This is a genomic window from SAR86 cluster bacterium (assembly GCA_023703575.1).
GTDB lineage: Bacteria > Pseudomonadota > Gammaproteobacteria > Magnimaribacterales > Magnimaribacteraceae > Magnimaribacter.
Genome location: CP097969.1, coordinates 1,120,210 through 1,135,806 on the forward strand (window position 1 = coordinate 1,120,210; position 15,597 = coordinate 1,135,806).

At 35.8% G+C, this 15,597-nt stretch carries 17 protein-coding genes and 2 tRNA genes; 11 read left to right on the forward strand and 8 right to left on the reverse strand.

Annotated elements, in window-relative coordinates:
- Positions 1-24: 24 nt before the first annotated feature.
- Positions 25-1,062 (reverse strand): rod shape-determining protein, encoded by a 1,038-nt coding sequence (locus M9C83_05665; protein ID URQ66142.1) that lies wholly within the window; start codon positions 1,060-1,062, stop codon positions 25-27.
- Positions 1,063-1,179: 117 nt separating this feature from the next.
- Between M9C83_05665 and gatC the strand changes: the two genes are divergently transcribed.
- The 3 genes from gatC to gatB are packed head-to-tail and all read left to right on the forward strand — an operon-like array spanning position 1,180 to position 4,378.
- Positions 1,180-1,476: an Asp-tRNA(Asn)/Glu-tRNA(Gln) amidotransferase subunit GatC gene (gatC, locus tag M9C83_05670; GenBank protein URQ66143.1), complete on the forward strand. Its 297-nt coding sequence runs from the start codon at positions 1,180-1,182 to the stop codon at positions 1,474-1,476.
- Between the two features lie 6 nt (positions 1,477-1,482).
- Positions 1,483-2,931 carry an Asp-tRNA(Asn)/Glu-tRNA(Gln) amidotransferase subunit GatA gene (gene gatA, locus M9C83_05675; protein ID URQ67402.1) on the forward strand — a complete coding sequence of 483 codons (1,449 nt, stop codon included), beginning with the start codon at positions 1,483-1,485 and terminating at the stop codon, positions 2,929-2,931.
- A 1-nt stretch (position 2,932) separates the two neighbouring features.
- Positions 2,933-4,378, forward strand: coding sequence for an Asp-tRNA(Asn)/Glu-tRNA(Gln) amidotransferase subunit GatB (gatB, locus tag M9C83_05680; GenBank protein URQ66144.1), 1,446 nt, complete (start codon positions 2,933-2,935; stop codon positions 4,376-4,378).
- Here gatB and M9C83_05685 read toward each other — a convergent pair.
- The 7 genes from M9C83_05685 to prfA are packed head-to-tail and all read right to left on the reverse strand — an operon-like array spanning position 4,367 to position 10,667.
- Positions 4,367-4,951 (reverse strand): hypothetical protein, encoded by a 585-nt coding sequence (locus M9C83_05685; protein ID URQ66145.1) that lies wholly within the window; start codon positions 4,949-4,951, stop codon positions 4,367-4,369. The genes gatB and M9C83_05685 overlap by 12 nt on opposite strands.
- 1 nt (position 4,952) lies before the next feature.
- Positions 4,953-5,537, reverse strand: coding sequence for a hypothetical protein (locus M9C83_05690; GenBank protein ID URQ66146.1), 585 nt, complete (start codon positions 5,535-5,537; stop codon positions 4,953-4,955).
- A gap of 6 nt (positions 5,538-5,543) precedes the next feature.
- Positions 5,544-5,999, reverse strand: coding sequence for a MaoC family dehydratase (locus M9C83_05695; GenBank protein ID URQ66147.1), 456 nt, complete (start codon positions 5,997-5,999; stop codon positions 5,544-5,546).
- Positions 6,000-6,008: 9 nt separating this feature from the next.
- Positions 6,009-7,631 carry a long-chain-fatty-acid--CoA ligase gene (locus tag M9C83_05700; protein URQ66148.1) on the reverse strand — a complete coding sequence of 541 codons (1,623 nt, stop codon included), beginning with the start codon at positions 7,629-7,631 and terminating at the stop codon, positions 6,009-6,011.
- 8 nt (positions 7,632-7,639) lie between these two features.
- Entirely contained in the window at positions 7,640-8,752 is a 1,113-nt protein-coding gene (locus tag M9C83_05705) for a protein O-GlcNAcase (GenBank protein ID URQ66149.1), read from the reverse strand.
- Entirely contained in the window at positions 8,746-9,579 is an 834-nt protein-coding gene (gene prmC, locus M9C83_05710; GenBank protein URQ66150.1) for a peptide chain release factor N(5)-glutamine methyltransferase, read from the reverse strand. The genes M9C83_05705 and prmC overlap by 7 nt, the downstream gene beginning before the upstream one ends.
- Positions 9,579-10,667 (reverse strand): peptide chain release factor 1, encoded by a 1,089-nt coding sequence (prfA, locus tag M9C83_05715; protein URQ66151.1) that lies wholly within the window; start codon positions 10,665-10,667, stop codon positions 9,579-9,581. The genes prmC and prfA overlap by 1 nt, the downstream gene beginning before the upstream one ends.
- A 30-nt stretch (positions 10,668-10,697) precedes the next feature.
- Here prfA and M9C83_05720 point away from each other — a divergent pair, with 30 nt between their 5' ends.
- The 8 genes from M9C83_05720 to M9C83_05755 all read left to right on the forward strand — a co-directional run bounded on the left by M9C83_05720 (position 10,698) and on the right by M9C83_05755 (position 15,592).
- Positions 10,698-11,213: a hypothetical protein gene (locus tag M9C83_05720; protein URQ66152.1), complete on the forward strand. Its 516-nt coding sequence runs from the start codon at positions 10,698-10,700 to the stop codon at positions 11,211-11,213.
- Positions 11,201-12,013 (forward strand): 4-(cytidine 5'-diphospho)-2-C-methyl-D-erythritol kinase, encoded by an 813-nt coding sequence (ispE, locus tag M9C83_05725; GenBank protein URQ66153.1) that lies wholly within the window; start codon positions 11,201-11,203, stop codon positions 12,011-12,013. The genes M9C83_05720 and ispE overlap by 13 nt, the downstream gene beginning before the upstream one ends.
- Before the next feature lie 19 nt (positions 12,014-12,032).
- A tRNA-Gln gene (locus M9C83_05730) sits at positions 12,033-12,107 on the forward strand.
- 16 nt (positions 12,108-12,123) lie between these two features.
- A complete protein-coding gene (locus M9C83_05735) occupies positions 12,124-13,080 on the forward strand; it encodes a ribose-phosphate pyrophosphokinase (GenBank protein URQ66154.1) in 957 nt (318 codons plus the stop codon).
- A gap of 11 nt (positions 13,081-13,091) precedes the next feature.
- Positions 13,092-13,778 carry a 50S ribosomal protein L25/general stress protein Ctc gene (locus M9C83_05740; protein ID URQ66155.1) on the forward strand — a complete coding sequence of 229 codons (687 nt, stop codon included), beginning with the start codon at positions 13,092-13,094 and terminating at the stop codon, positions 13,776-13,778.
- A 17-nt stretch (positions 13,779-13,795) separates the two neighbouring features.
- The gene (gene pth, locus M9C83_05745; GenBank protein URQ66156.1) at positions 13,796-14,392 is read left to right on the forward strand and encodes an aminoacyl-tRNA hydrolase; all 597 of its coding nucleotides are present in this window, start codon (positions 13,796-13,798) and stop codon (positions 14,390-14,392) included.
- Complete coding sequence (gene ychF / locus M9C83_05750; protein URQ66157.1) at positions 14,382-15,470, forward strand: redox-regulated ATPase YchF; 1,089 nt, start codon at positions 14,382-14,384, stop codon at positions 15,468-15,470. Before pth ends, ychF begins: the two co-directional genes overlap by 11 nt.
- Before the next feature lie 45 nt (positions 15,471-15,515).
- Positions 15,516-15,592 (forward strand) — tRNA-Met (locus M9C83_05755).
- Positions 15,593-15,597 lie beyond the last annotated feature (5 nt).

Below are 15,597 nucleotides of genomic sequence, written 5' to 3' on the forward strand. Positions count from 1 at the left end.
TATCAGTAAAAATATCTAAAATTATTATTCTGTAGATAGCAGATCAATATCGTACTTATCCATTATTTCTAATGCACTGCCACCGCCTTTGGCAACACAAGTTAATGGATCCTCAGCAACAATAACTGGTAAGCCTGTTTGGCTAGAAATTAAAACATCTAGATCTCTGAGCATAGCTCCCCCTCCAGTCAGTACAATACCTCGTTCACTAATGTCTGCGCTTAACTCAGGTGGCGATGCTTCTAGGGCCGTTCTAATGGCTTGTATGATTGATGAAAGAGGTTCTAACATAGCATCGTATGCTTGTTTACTATTCATAGTGAAGGTAATTGGTATTCCTTCTGCTAGGTTTCTACCTCTTACTTCCATTTCAATAACATCGGAATCAGGGGAAGCAGTTCCGATGATGTGCTTAACCTTCTCAGCAGTTGCATCTCCTAGTAAAACACCTTGATTCCTTCTAACATAAGAAATAATTGACTCGTCTAATTTATCCCCGCCTACCTTCAATGAATGAGCATAAACGACCCCGTTCAAAGCAAGAATGGCAACCTCAGTTGTTCCACCACCAATATCTACAACCATAGAGCCACTGGCTTCTTCAACAGGTAAGCCTGCACCTATCGCTGCTGCCATGGGCTCTTCTATCAAACGAACTTCTCTAGCTCCTGCTTTAAGAACTGACTCTCTTATAGCTCTTCTTTCAACTTGTGTAGATTCACAAGGCACGCATACTAGAATCCTTGGGCTAGGTCTTACAAAACTGTCTTCATGCACTCTTTGTACAAAGTGTTTAAGCATCTCCTCAGTAACCTGAAAGTCTGCAATGACTCCGTCTTTGAGTGGTCTGATAGCAGTTATATTTCCTGGCGTACGTCCTAACATCTTCTTAGCTTCTGCCCCAACAGCAACAACTGTTCTTTGACCTTGATTGTTTCTGATCGCCACTACTGATGGCTCATCTAAGATTATTCCTCTCTCTTTGACGTAAACAAGAGTATTGGCTGTACCTAAGTCAATGGACAGGTCATTTGAGAACAAACCTCTTAATCTTTTTAACATTTATTTCCCTTTGAAAAAATTCTAGCCTCTTATTATCGTACCTTAGCAACAGCAATGTTTTTGAGCAAGCTACAATATGCTACATTACGCATCTTTTTAATAGAATTAACTCTGTACATGGCATTAAGTGATCAAGAATTAAAAGAAATAGCGTACTTAGCACGAATAAGTGTTAAGGAAGAATCATTGCCTTCTCTTAAAAAGGAGTTGGAAGATATTTTAGGGCTATTCAAAGAATTAGATGAAGCTAATACTTCAGAAGTTAATGCTATGTCGCATCCATTAGATTTATCTCAACCTACGAGGAAAGATGAGGTAACTGAAGAAGATTTAAGAGATGAATTACTAAAAAATGCGCCATCAGTGAAATCAGGGCTATTTCTCGTCCCCAAAGTTATAGACGGAGAAGATTAAATGGATTTGCATAAACTTAGTCTTAGTAAGCAATTAGAGGGTTTAAAAAAAAGAGATTTCACTTCAACAGAGCTTACATCTCATTACTTAAATAGAATCTCAAAGCTTGATGGCCAATTAAATTCTTTTATTACAGTCACAGAAGATCAGGCACTTTCTCAAGCCAAGGCTGCAGATAATAGGTATAAGACAAATAATAATTTCCCTCTTGATGGGCTGCCGATTGCTCATAAAGATATATTTTGTACAAAAGGTGTACTCACAACTTGTGGCTCAAAAATGCTTTCAAATTTTGAAGCACCTTATTCTTCTACCGTTTATGACAAATTAGATAAAAAAGGTATGGTGATGTTAGGTAAAACTAATATGGATGAATTTGCAATGGGTTCATCTAATGAAACAAGTTATTTTGGTCCAGTAAAGAATCCATGGAATATTGAATATGTTCCAGGAGGCTCATCAGGAGGCTCTGCTTCATGTGTATCTGCTGAGCTAGCTCCAATAGCTACCGCAACCGATACTGGAGGTTCCATTAGACAACCTGCATCTTTATGCGGTTTAACAGGCATAAAACCAACTTATGGAAGAGTTTCAAGATATGGAATGATTGCCTTTGCTTCTAGCTTAGATCAGGGTGGTGTCATAGCAAAATCTGCAGAAGATGCCGCTTTAATTTTAGAGGCTATGTCTGGTCATGATCCTAAAGATTCTACAAGTCTTAAATTAGATCAACCCGATTTAACTGAAAATTTAAATAATCCTATAAAAGGTATGAAAATAGGACTTCCAAAAGAGTTTTTTGAAAAAGAAATGTCACCTTATGTAATGAAATCTATTGAAGAAGCGATAGAGGTATATAAAAGTTTAGGAGTTGAGATAGTTGAGATTTCACTTGGGAATATCAATCTTTCTCTTCCAATTTATTATATTATCGCTCCCGCAGAGTGCTCGGCAAATCTTTCTCGATACGACGGTGTGAGATATGGATATAGGTGTGAAAACCCTAAAGATATAGAAGATCTTTTTATGAGAACACGAGAGGAAGGGTTTGGGGCAGAAGTGAAAAGGAGAATACTGATTGGGACCTATGCACTGTCTGCTGGATACTATGATGCCTTCTATGTGAAAGCACAAAAATGTAGACAGTTAGTAGCTAACGATTTTAGCGAAGCTTTTAAAAGTGTAGATGTCATTTTATCTCCCACAACTCCCGGTACATCTTTTAAATCTGGAGAAAAAACGAATGATCCCGTTGAAATGTATTTACAGGATATCTTCACTATTCCTGCTAACTTGGCAGGCTTACCTGGATTATCGATTCCCTGTGGGGAATACAATGGACTGCCCCTAGGAATGCAATTAGTTGGTAACTCACTTGAGGAAAGTAAGCTACTTCAGTTTGCACACTCTTATCAATCGCATACGGACTGGCACAAGAAGATGCCAAATGTTTAAGATGAAGAATTACTCAGAGGATTGGGAAGCTGTAATTGGATTGGAAATTCATGTTCAACTTTCTACAAAATCTAAACTTTTTTCAGGCGCGAGTACAGACTTTGGGGCGCTTCCTAATACTCAAGCATGTAATATTGATTTAGCAATGCCCGGCGTGCTTCCTGTTCTAAATGAAGAAGTTCTCAGAATGGCAGTTAAACTTGGTAAAGCACTCAACGCTGAAATAAATAGTCCTACGAGCTTTGCTAGAAAGAATTACTTCTATCCAGATTCTCCTAAAGGATATCAGATCAGTCAAATGGATAAACCAATCGTAGAAAATGGCTTCCTAGATATTGAAACAAAGAATGGTACTAAAAGAATAGGTGTAACTAGAGCACATCTTGAAGAAGATGCAGGTAAGTCCCTGCATGATGATTTCGAGGGGCAATCTGGAATTGACTTAAATCGGGCTGGAACACCCCTATTGGAAATAGTATCAGAACCAGAGATAAATACTCCAGAAGAGGCAGTAGCATATCTTAAGTCAATACATTCGATTATTAGATACTTAGAAATATCTGATGGAAATATGGCCGAAGGTTCAATGAGATGTGATGCCAATGTTTCGGTTAGGAAAAAAGGTGACGAGAAACTCGGGATAAGAACCGAAACAAAAAATGTAAATTCATTTCGTTTTGTTGAAAAAGCAATTCAATATGAAATTGAAAGACAAATTCATGAAATAGAATCCGGTAAAAAAATTACTCAAGAAACTAGACTTTATGATTCTCAAGCAAATACAACTCGACCAATGCGATCTAAGGAGTTTGCAAATGATTATAGATATTTTCCTGAACCAGATTTATTACCAGTCAACTTAGAAAAGGAATTTATAGAAGAGGTCCTGGCAACTATGCCAGAAATGCCAATTGAAAAGAGAGAAAGGTTTGTTTCTGAATTTAGTCTCAGTCAATATGATGCAGATCTGTTAGCGGCCGATAAAGACATGGCTGAATTTTTTGAAGAAGTCACAAAAGTATCAAACTCACCAAAATTAAGTGCAAATTGGATTATGGGTGAACTATCTGCCGAATTAAACAATGAAAATTTAGGTATCAAAGAGTCTAAAGTTTCTTCAAGTAAACTTGGCCAACTCATCTGTAGAATAGAAGACGGAACAATCTCGGGTAAGATCGCGAAAGATATCTTCGAAAAAATATGGACTACCGGAAAAGAAGTAGACGATATTATCACGGAAGAAGGCCTAGAACAGGTAACTGATGATAAAGAGATAGAATCATTGATTGATGAGGTTATCGAAAATAATCCCCAGCAACTTGAACAGTATAGAGCCGGTAAAGATAGGCTATTTGGATTCTTTGTAGGTCAAGTGATGAAAGCTTCTCAGGGAAAAGCCAATCCTAAGCAAGTTAACGATATTCTTAAATCTAAATTAGAAAAATAATCTGTCTTGTAAATGCAGATTTATCATATTAGTGAAATCTTTATGTATAGCTTTTCGTTCTTTATCACTAACTTTAGCGCAGTATTCATAAAAACCGTAAACTGATAAAAGTACCAACTCTGTTTGTCTATCTAGGACTGAATCAATCTTTCCAGGCCAGCCTTTTTTAATTATCTTTCTAAAAGCCTGTTTATAATATTTTTTTGCTCGAGCTCTTTCTTCAATGCATTGAGGAAGGTAGAAAGAAGCCGAGAATACTAAATCACTATGGTCAGGTAAAAGATCAATTAATTTTAAAGTTGCTGTCTCAAGAAGATCCTTTGCTTGATTGGCTGTCTTTGCATTCTGAATTCCTTCATCAAGGAATTTTTCCATTTTCCTATTCACTCTTTTTTGTTCATTTAAAAATAAATCTTCAACATTCATAAAGAAGGCTGTCAATTCTTCTAATGGCATATTTAATTCTTGAGCCAATCTGGAAAAAGAAATCGTATGAAGTGTCCTATCTGACTTCCTAATAGTCTCCATAGACTTTTGAATTATTTTTACCTTCTTTTGAATATCAACTTTCATCTTAAAAAAACTTTCTATCTTGAAGATGCAAGTTAAGCATGTTTCTAAAATCTCTGAGAATTTTAGTTCGCTCAATTTTAGGTATATGAACTACATGATCAATAAAACCATAAAATAATACTGTTACAAGCTCTGTTTGCCTTTCCAATACTTTCTCGTCTTTTCCAGGCCAACCTCTCTTTATAAGTCTATGAAACTTTTGTTTAACTCTCTTCCTATTGCTCTCTCTGTATTTAACGCATTTTGGTAAATAACAAGAGAGTTCTAACCGTAAATCAGCATCCTTGCTTAGTGTTTCTACGAATCTTTCAAAAAATATTTCGAAAGCATTTTTGAAATCTCCGGGAGTCCTAGCTTTTTTTATACGTTTATCCCAATATCTATGCAGAGATTCCCAATCTTTCTTCTGAGCTTCAAGGAAGATATCTTCAGTAGTTGTATAGAAAGAGCTTATTTCGTCAATAGTCGTATCTAGCTCTTTAGCAATGGCCGCAAAGCTTATCTGTTCAATTCTTTTATTCCTCCTGAGAGAATTAACAGCTCTGTTTACTACCTTATCCTTAAGATTGCTAGCAGGTTTGGGCATATAGTTTTAAGTGACGAACATAGATAAAGTTTCTGCTATATAAGCAGGTTTTTCTACACCCTCAATCTCCATAGTGACTTCAGTCTTCATTAAATATCTACCATCACCCTTATCATCTACTGATACGCATTTACTATGAGTTCTTACTTTAGAACCTACATTTACAGGATTAATAAATCTGACTTTATCAAGTCCATAATTAAATACCATTTTTAAGTTTTCAGGCGCAAGCACTGCTTGCGAAGTTAAATGTGGTACCAATGATAGAGATAGGAATCCATGTGCTATCGTTGAGCCGAATAAAGGGGTCGCCTTCTCTGAGTCAATATGAATAAATTGATGGTCTAAAGTGGCATCAGCAAACATATCTATTCTATCTTGATCTACTTCAAACCAATCTGAGGAACCTATTTCTTGACCTACGTACTCTACTAATTTTTCTGCTGGTACTAATCCAATCATTGCTTTCTCCTATTTATTTATTAAATGATTTTTAAAATCTTCTCTCAAGCCAGTCTTCAAAAGCTTTCCAGTAGCTGTATGAGGCAATTCTTCTACAAAAACAATATCATCAGGCAGCCACCATTTAGCGACTTTATCTTCTAGATACGAATTTATATCTTCCTTAGTAGGATTCTGACCAGCTGCTTTGACTATCAGCAACAGTGGCCTCTCATCCCATTTGGCATGCAAAACCCCAATTACACAGGCTTCGGCTACTTCGGGGTGGCCTACTGCAGCATTTTCAAGATCTATCGAACTAATCCATTCACCACCTGATTTAATAACATCCTTACTTCTATCAACAATTTCCATATAACCCTCTGGATGTATCTTTGCAACGTCACCGGTATCAAACCAACCCTTGGCATCCAAAGCGCTCTCCTCTGCTTTGTAATAACGCTCAACAATGGTGGGTCCTTTTACCAATAATCTTCCAAAAGCTACACCATCATGAGGTAGTTCATTTCCATCATCATCAGCGATAGTCATATCAACCCCAAAAAAGGCTTTACCTTGTTTTTGTTGGAGGTCGTATCTTTTTTCAATGTCCATATCCTCCATATCTTTTGTCCTACTAGTTGCCGTCCCAAGAGGGCTCATTTCAGTCATGCCCCATCCATGCATTAAAAAGACATCATGTTTTTCTTCAAATTCTTGAATCATAGCTCTAGGAGCAGCTGAACCACCTACTAATGCTGTTTCAACGCAATCTAGAGTCTGATTGGTTTCATTTAGATGCTGTAAAAGACCTAACCAGACCGTCGGAACACCCATCAACAGATCTGGCTTTTCATTATCTATTAGTTCATAAACTGAGGCACCATCGAGTGCCGGTCCTGGAAAAACTAACTTCGCACCAAACATTGCTCCAGCATATGGAATACCCCATGCATTGACATGAAACATTGGAACCACAGGTAAAATGCATGTAGAACTAGACACTTTGGCGACATTACCTGAACTAACTATCCAAGCATGCAAGATTGTAGATCTATGAGAGTAAAGGACACCTTTTGGATTGCCAGTCGTCCCGGATGTATAACATAAGCTAGAAGCAGTATTTTCATCAAATTCTGGCCAACTAAATTCATCAGATTCTCCAGATATTAAATCTTCATAACAAATGGCATTATTTAATTTAGTTTCTGGCATGTTCTCTTTATCCGTCAGAATGACATAACCTTTAACATCCTTTAACTCAGATTCCAGAGACTCTACAAGCTCAACGAATGATAGATCTATGAATAGATATTGATTCTCAGCATGATTAATAATGTATATTAATTGTTCAGGAAAAAGTCTTGGGTTGACTGTATTAACAACACATCCTATACCAGATACACCAAAATATAATTCAAAATGCCTAAAAGTATTCCAAGCAAGTGTACCTACCGTATCTCCTTCTTTTAATCCAAGTTTTTCTAGAGCATTGGCCAACTGCCGTGATCTCTTAGCTGCATCTCCGTATGTATATCTATGAATTGGTCCTTCAACTGTCCTAGAAACTATCTCTGCATCATTGTGATACTTCTCAGCATGCTCAATAAGGCCAGATATCAACAGCTGACCACTCATCATATTTCCTAACATTTTCTCTCCTAGTTTCTTAGTATTGTTTTTTTTAGTGGATCAGAATATCTTCGCTTTACCCACTCTTCAAGATTAAATTTACTATCTCTCTTCTTTAATCTCTTTAATAACAGTAAATCAGAGTAGAATTGCCATAAAAAAGGTGCCCATTCGAGCTGCAAATCACTCTTCCATTCAATACAAAGTTTATATTGAGTTTTCAGGAGCTTTTCTATATCTCTAAGTTTTAACGAAGGAAAGTTTTTAAAAGGATCTGTGAAGTAAGGTAAAATTTTGATGAACTCAGAAGGTATATCGAAATTATCCAAAATCTGTTTGTCTGTTTCCTCTTTCATGAATCTTGAAAGGCATATCATATCTGTATATGGCATTCCAGTAGGGTTTATTCCAATAGCTTTTGTTAAGTTACCTAAAGATTTTCTTCCTTTATAAGGTCCTATATAAAATCTTGAGGGGCAGTAATCATTTGCATAAAAGTTATCCCAAATTATTATTGGGTTTGAAAATAGACTCTTTAATTCTTTGATTCCCTTTTGCGGAATAGACTGACTAACAACTTCATCTCCTGTCCATAATATCGATATCGAAGGGTCAATATCATCTGCAAAAGCCTTTAGATATTCATTTTTTTGTATATTTCCTTTGGCAAAACTTTTGCAGTAAACCGTTGGGCAAACCATTAAAGAATTTTTTTTAACAAAGTCGATTGAGGAAACTAATTTAATGATTGTCAGATGAAATTTGGCAAGTTCTTTATCTTTTTCATGTTCAATATCATCAAAAAATATTGCAAAGTCTTTGAAACCAAGCTTGTGAGCCTGTTTCAATTTAGAAGTAAGAGATTTTATGAAGTTTTCTGATAATTTATAAGATTGAAGACCTGGAGAAATAGCAAAGATAGGTTTAATTTTATTTTTCTTACATTGATCAACAAGATTTCTTAAGGTTTTTTGTTCTTCAGCAGGATATGTCCTTTCCCATTCTATTCTGTGGCACAAATCTTCCTTAGGTCCATATAAATAAAAATCCATTTTGAGTTTACCCATATGATTTATTACTCTGGCTCTTTCATCCTTAGAAAATAAGCGACCGTAATAACCTTCTATATAACCTTTTAACATCTTTTTAACATTCCTGAGCAAACTCTATCATCACCGTTTAAATCTTTATACGTTCTAATTTGAGAAAAACCGCACCTCTCAAATATTGAGACAACCAAGTCAGATTGATCATAGCCATGTTCAATGAATAAGTAGCCATTATTATTAAGGATTTCTGAAGTCTCTTTAACAATTCTCTCAATATCATATAATCCTTCTGCATCAGATATCAGTGCTTGTTTTGGCTCAAACTTTAACCCATCGGAATAAACTCTAGGGTCAGAAGGATTAATGTAGGGAGGATTGGAAACGACAACATCAAAATATTCATTCTTAAAAGCAGATGACCAGTTTGAATTGACTAGAGATACATCTAATGAATTCCTTATCATATTTTTCGATGTAACTTTCAGAGCTTCGTAACTTAAGTCTGAACACACAACTTCCCAATTTACTCTTTCCTTAGCTAAAGATAGTCCAATAGCACCTGAACCGGTTCCTAAATCCAAGACTCTAATTTTTTTCTTATCAAATATTTCTAAGACTTTTTGAACTAAGATTTCTGTTTCTGGTCTAGGAACTAAGACATTTTGATCGATGTAAAGGCTAAGATTCCAGAATTCGATATTATTTACTAGATAAGCTAGAGGCTCACCTTTTTCTCTTCGCTGAGTTAGTTTTTTAAGTTTATTTATAATTTCACCTGTTAATCGAGGGTTATCTCTATATAGAGTATTCCTATCAATTCCTAATAGATGTAATACCAATAACTCAATATCTAGTTGAGAACTTACAATGCTTGAATGCTTGAGGAGTTTTATCTGGTTTAAAGCAGAATAATTATCCATCAGCTTGAAGATTCAAGATTAGCAAGAGCTCTTGCTTGGTTCTCTTCGAGCAAAGCTGTAATCATAACCTCCATATCTCCATCTAAAAAACCTGGCAAATTATGAACAGAAAACTCAATACGATGATCAGTAATTCTATTTTGCGGGAAATTATAAGTTCTTATTTTTTCAGATCTATCTCCGGACCCTACCATGACTCTTCTATTTTCAGCTTGTTCGGATTCTGCTTTCTCTTTCTCTGCATTTTGTAATTTCGACTGAAGTAATGAAAGAGCTTTTTCTTTATTTTTATGTTGTGAGCGACCATCCTGGCACTCTACTACTATACCTGACGGTATGTGAGTCAATCTAACAGCTGAGTCTGTTTTATTAACATGCTGACCTCCAGCACCTGATGCTCGAAAGGTATCAACCCTCAAATCATTTTTATCTATATTTATTTCCGCTAAGTCATCTTGCTCTGCTAAAACAGCGACCGAACATGCTGATGTATGTACCCTTCCTTGAGACTCTGTAGAAGGAACTCTTTGTACTCTATGAACTCCAGCTTCAAACTTTAGTTGCTTGTAAACATCGGAACCTTCTATTCGTGTAACAAGTTCCTTGAATCCACCATGATCGCCCTCTCTCACGCTTACTATCTCCATCTTCCAATTATTTCTTTCAGATAATCGAGAATACATTCTATATAGATCACCAGAGAAAAGAGCAGCCTCATCGCCTCCTGTACCGGCTCTTATTTCAAGAAAAACATCTTTTGAATCATCAGGATCTTTGGGAAGTAGTAACCGTTTAAGTTCATTTTCAAGATCATCTATATTTTGCTTCAGTTCCTCGTATTCGATTTCTGCCAATTGTTTTATTTCAGGATCAGAATCCTTCATAAGTACTTTGGCTTCATTCATATCGCCTTCAGCTTTTTTGAATGCATTGAATGCATTCACAACAGGAGATAAATCTGCGTATTCTTTTGAAAGTTTTATAAACTCTTCCTGATTAGAGGTTATATCTGGTTTACTCAAAAGAGATTCTATTTCTTCATATCTAAAAGAAACATCACCTAATTTAGTTAAAATACTCTCTATCATTTATGTAAACCTTTGCTGATAATAGAATTTATGATCAATCTACGAAGATTATTTTCACAATATGTAATCGTTTTATCACTAATAATTATATCTCTTGGATGCACTTCAATCCCTATAGAACCTAAAAAATTTTCGAGTGAAATTAAAAATGTCCAAGAAAATTTCAAAATCGAAGGTAAGTTTAAGCTTTCGTATATGGATAGCAAGGAAACAGGTTATTTCGTTGCAAGCAAAGAAGGTAATACTGTTTTGTTGAATATTGGTAAAAACTATCTTCTTCCAGAGAAAGTTATCGTCCTCGATAGAAGAGAGACACTAAATATAAATGAATTTATTGAAAATAATATCTTGCCTTACGACTTACCTATTTTAAAAGTTGAGAGGTTTTTAAAATTATTATTAGGACTTGAATCCAAAGATCTACAAGATGAGGAAATAGGATTGGAAATAGAAACTAAAGGATCTGATGATTATCCTTCAGAAGTCACCCTGTTATATAAAGACTTAAATCTTCTTATGAAAGTTAAAAAAATATGGAAGAATTAAAATTAAGAGCACCCGCAAAACTTAACTTACATCTTGAGGTAGTAAAAAAAAGAAGTGATGGATTCCATGACTTATCCTCATTATTTACTCTAATTGATTTATTTGATGACATAACCCTTAAAAAGAATTCAAATTCAATTGAATTAATTGAATCCATTCCTATAAAACAAAATATTGTGTTAAAAGCGGCAAATCTCCTAAAGGATTTATTCTCTGTAAAGGAAGGCGTTAAAATTGAACTCGTAAAGTCTATTCCTGATCAAAAGGGTTTAGGGGGTGGTAGTTCCGATGCAGCTTCAACACTATTAGGCTTAAGAAAATTCTGGAATTTAGACATATCAGACCAAGATCTTGCAAAGATTGCTCTAAAGTTAGGTTCAGATGTTCCTTTCTTTCTATATGGTAAGACTGCCTGGGTAGAAGGAAGGGGTGAAATTCTGGCTGAATATCCATACAAAAAGAAATATTACTTATTATTCTTTCCTGCATTAAAGATAAATACTAAAAATGCTTTTGAACAAGCTAGTTTTGTATCTAGTTCTAAAATCAGTAAAAAGGACTTTACTAGTGACCAGTCATTTAATAGTTTTGAAGTATGGATAAGAGAGACTTATTCGGAAATGGATGAAGCTTTTAATAACCTTAAATTGATTGGAGAACCTAAACTATCTGGGACTGGCTCTACTATTTTTTTGGAGTTCGATAATAAATCTGCTGCTGAGTCAGCACAGAAACATTTTCCTGAGTTAGTTTTAGCAAAAAGTTTAGAACGTTCACCCTTAATGCAAATAATAGAATAAAATACGCGCAATATATGAATGGGGTGTGGCCAAGCGGTAAGGCAGCGGCTTTTGATGCCGCCATGCGCTGGTTCGAATCCAGCCACCCCAGCCATCTATAGGAGAGACAAATGGAGAAAAGACATCAAAAAATAGCTGTCTTTAGCGGAACAGCTAACCTTGAGCTTACTAAAAAAATTTGTAAAAAACTCGCTTTAAAGCAAGGAAAAGCAGATATCGGTCGTTTTAGTGATGGCGAAATCAGCGTGAAGATTAATGAAAATGTAAGAGGCAAAGACGTTTACATAATCCAGCCAACTTGTAGTCCTTCTCATGTGAATTTAATTGAATTAATACTAATGGTTGATGCTCTTAGGTGGTCTTCTGCAGGTAGAATAACAGCTGTTATTCCATACTATGGATATGCAAGGCAAGACAGACGGGTAAGGTCTCAAAGAGTACCAATCAGCGCTAAAGTTATTGCAGGTATCTTAGAAAGATCTGGAATTGATAGAGTTTTAACAGTAGAGCTGCATTCTGAACAGATTCAAGGATTTTTTGATATACCAGTAGATAATATATACGGGACAAAAGTTATCTATGAGGACATCAAAAAACAAAAATTCAAGGACATATTAGTTGTAAGTCCTGATGTCGGAGGAGTAGTTAGGTCAAGAGCTCTATCTAAGTTTTTAGATATTGGTGACTTGGCAATTATCGACAAAAGAAGAGATGAAGCGAACAAATCTGAGGTAATGAACGTGATAGGAGATGTATCAAAAAAAGATTGTTTGCTTTATGACGATATGGCAGATACATGTGGAACATTATGCAATGCAGCTGATGCATTAAAGGCCAAGGATGCTAGAAGTGTGAGTGCTTATATTACTCATCCCGTTTTATCAGGAGAGGCAATAGAAAAAATAAATCAATCTTCACTTGATCAATTAGTTGTAACAGATACTATACCGCTCTCGGAAGAAGCTAAATCCTGTAAAAAGATTAGATGCATCTCTTTGGCACCGACTTTAGCTGAGGCCATAAAAAGATTAAATAAAGAGGAATCAATAAGTGAAATGCTTATGTGATCAAGTGAATTATGAGTGAACAAGTCAATTTAAATGCAACCAATAGAGAAGTCGAAGGTAAATCTTCCAGTAGACAGTTGAGAAGAATGGGCTCAGTACCAGCCGTGATATATGGTGGAGACAAAGATCCTATAAGAATATCTATTTTAGAGAAGGATATTGCAAAAGCTTCTGAGATTCCTGGATTTGCAACTCAAATATTGAACATAAATATTTCAGGTGATGAGCAGAATGTTATTGTAAAAGAAATTCAAAGGCATCCGGCTACTCAAAGAGTTCTTCATGCTGACCTTCAAAGAGTTAATCCTGATACAAAAATTAGTATTTCAGTTCCTGTGAGGTTCTTAAATGAAGATAACTGCATGGGCGTAAAAATGCATGGTGGTGCAATTTCTCGTTTAATCAATGACATCGATATAAGTTGTCTTGCTTCTAACCTTCCAGAATATCTCGAAGTAGATGTTGCTGAACTAGATGTTGGGGACTCAATATTTTTGTCAGCTCTTAATCTACCTGAAGGAGTAGAAATTCCATCACTTGCACTTGGCGATGACAGAGATCAGGCTGTTGTTTCAGTGACGGAGGCAAAAGTGCTTGATGTTGAGCCTGAAATCATCGAAACGGAAGAAGACGGAGAATCTTCAGAAGACGAAGATGCTGCAGCATCTACCGATGGTCAAGAAGAGCCTGACGAATAATACTTCAATAAGATTTCATGGAACCGCTATTAATATTAGGGTTAGGCAATCCTGGTGAAGATTATGCTCTTACTCGACATAATGCTGGTGCTGATTACATCGATTTGCTTTGCAACAAATATTCGTTAACTCTAAAAAAAGAAAGACAAATCCATGGTAAATTTGCTGAATTTTTTAATGAAAACTATAAGTTAATCTTTGTAACGCCTTCCACCTTTATGAATGAAAGTGGTTTGTGCGTGTCAAAAACAAAAAAATTTTTTAATCTTAGAACTGAACAAATTTTAATCGCCCATGATGAACTGGATCTGCCTAATTCAGAAATTAAGCTAAAAGAGTCAGGCGGACATGGTGGCCATAATGGTCTTAGGAATATAATTGATCATTTACAAGGAGATAGTTCTTTTAAACGATTAAGAATTGGAATAGGCAGACCGGACAAAGATAAAGATATCATTTCATATGTCTTAAAAAAGGCTTCAGTTGAAGAAAGAGAAAAATTAATGGGTAATCTTATTAATTACCTAGATCTTGGAGAAAAAATAATACAAGATGGCTGGCAAAAGACTGTAATGAATTACCATACTTCTAAGGAAGAATATAATGAGTCTTAAGTGTGGGATAGTTGGACTTCCAAATGTCGGCAAATCAACATTATTTAATGCTTTAACAGCTGCAGGGATCGAGGCGCAAAATTTTCCTTTTTGTACTATTGAACCTAATAAAGGTGTCGTTCCTGTCCCAGATCCAAGACTTAATAAAGTCGCTGAGATAGTAAATCCTGAAAAAATAATTCCTACAACTACTGAATTCGTAGATATAGCAGGATTAGTGAAAGGTGCATCAGAAGGAGAAGGTTTAGGAAATAAATTTCTTTCTCATGTAAGAGAAACACAGGCAATTCTTCATGTTATTAGATGCTTCGAAAATCCTGACATTACTCATGTGCACGATGTAGTGAATCCTGTAGTAGATCTAGAAACAGTAGAAACTGAACTTCTTCTGGCTGATATTGAAACTTTATCAAATGCATTACTCAGGCTAGAAAAAGCTACAAGATCAGGTGACAAAGAGATAATGATACAAAGAGATAAATTCAAGAACCTATCTGCTGAGTTAAGTAGCGGAATTTTAGGCAGAAATACTGAGAGTTATAAAAATGACCAAAATGCCTTTAAAGAGTTGGGCTTGATAACCGTCAAACCCTGTTTATATGTAGGAAATGTTGAAGACTTAGATGCTGATAATATTTTGCTTGAAAAATTGATTCGCTACGCTGCAGAAAGAGACTCCACGGTTATTCCTATGTGCAATCAACTGGAAGCTGAAATTGCTGAACTTGATTTTGAAGAGGGAATGGAATTCTTAAAAGATATGGGACTAGAAGAGCCAGGTCTCAATAAACTTATAAGGGAAAGCTATAAGATGTTGTCTTTGATAACCTACTTTACTGCTGGGGAAAAAGAAGTCAGAGCATGGACAACAAAACAAGGTTCCACAGCTCCTGAAGCGGCTGGAGTTATTCATACTGATTTTCAAAAGGGATTTATTAGAGCTGAAACTATTGCTTATGATGATTATGTCGAATATTCAGGTGAATTAGGAGCTAAGGAAGCGGGAAAGCTTCGTTCTGAGGGTAATGAATACATCGTTAAAGATGGCGACATAATGCATTTTAGGTTTAATGTTTAATAGTTACTCGACTTTATCCTAACTGATCTCTAAAATTCGCAACACGGTTGTGTAGCTCAGCTGGTTAGAGCGCGGCATTCATAATGCCGAGGTCGGTGGTTCAAGCCCACCCACAACCACCACTAGT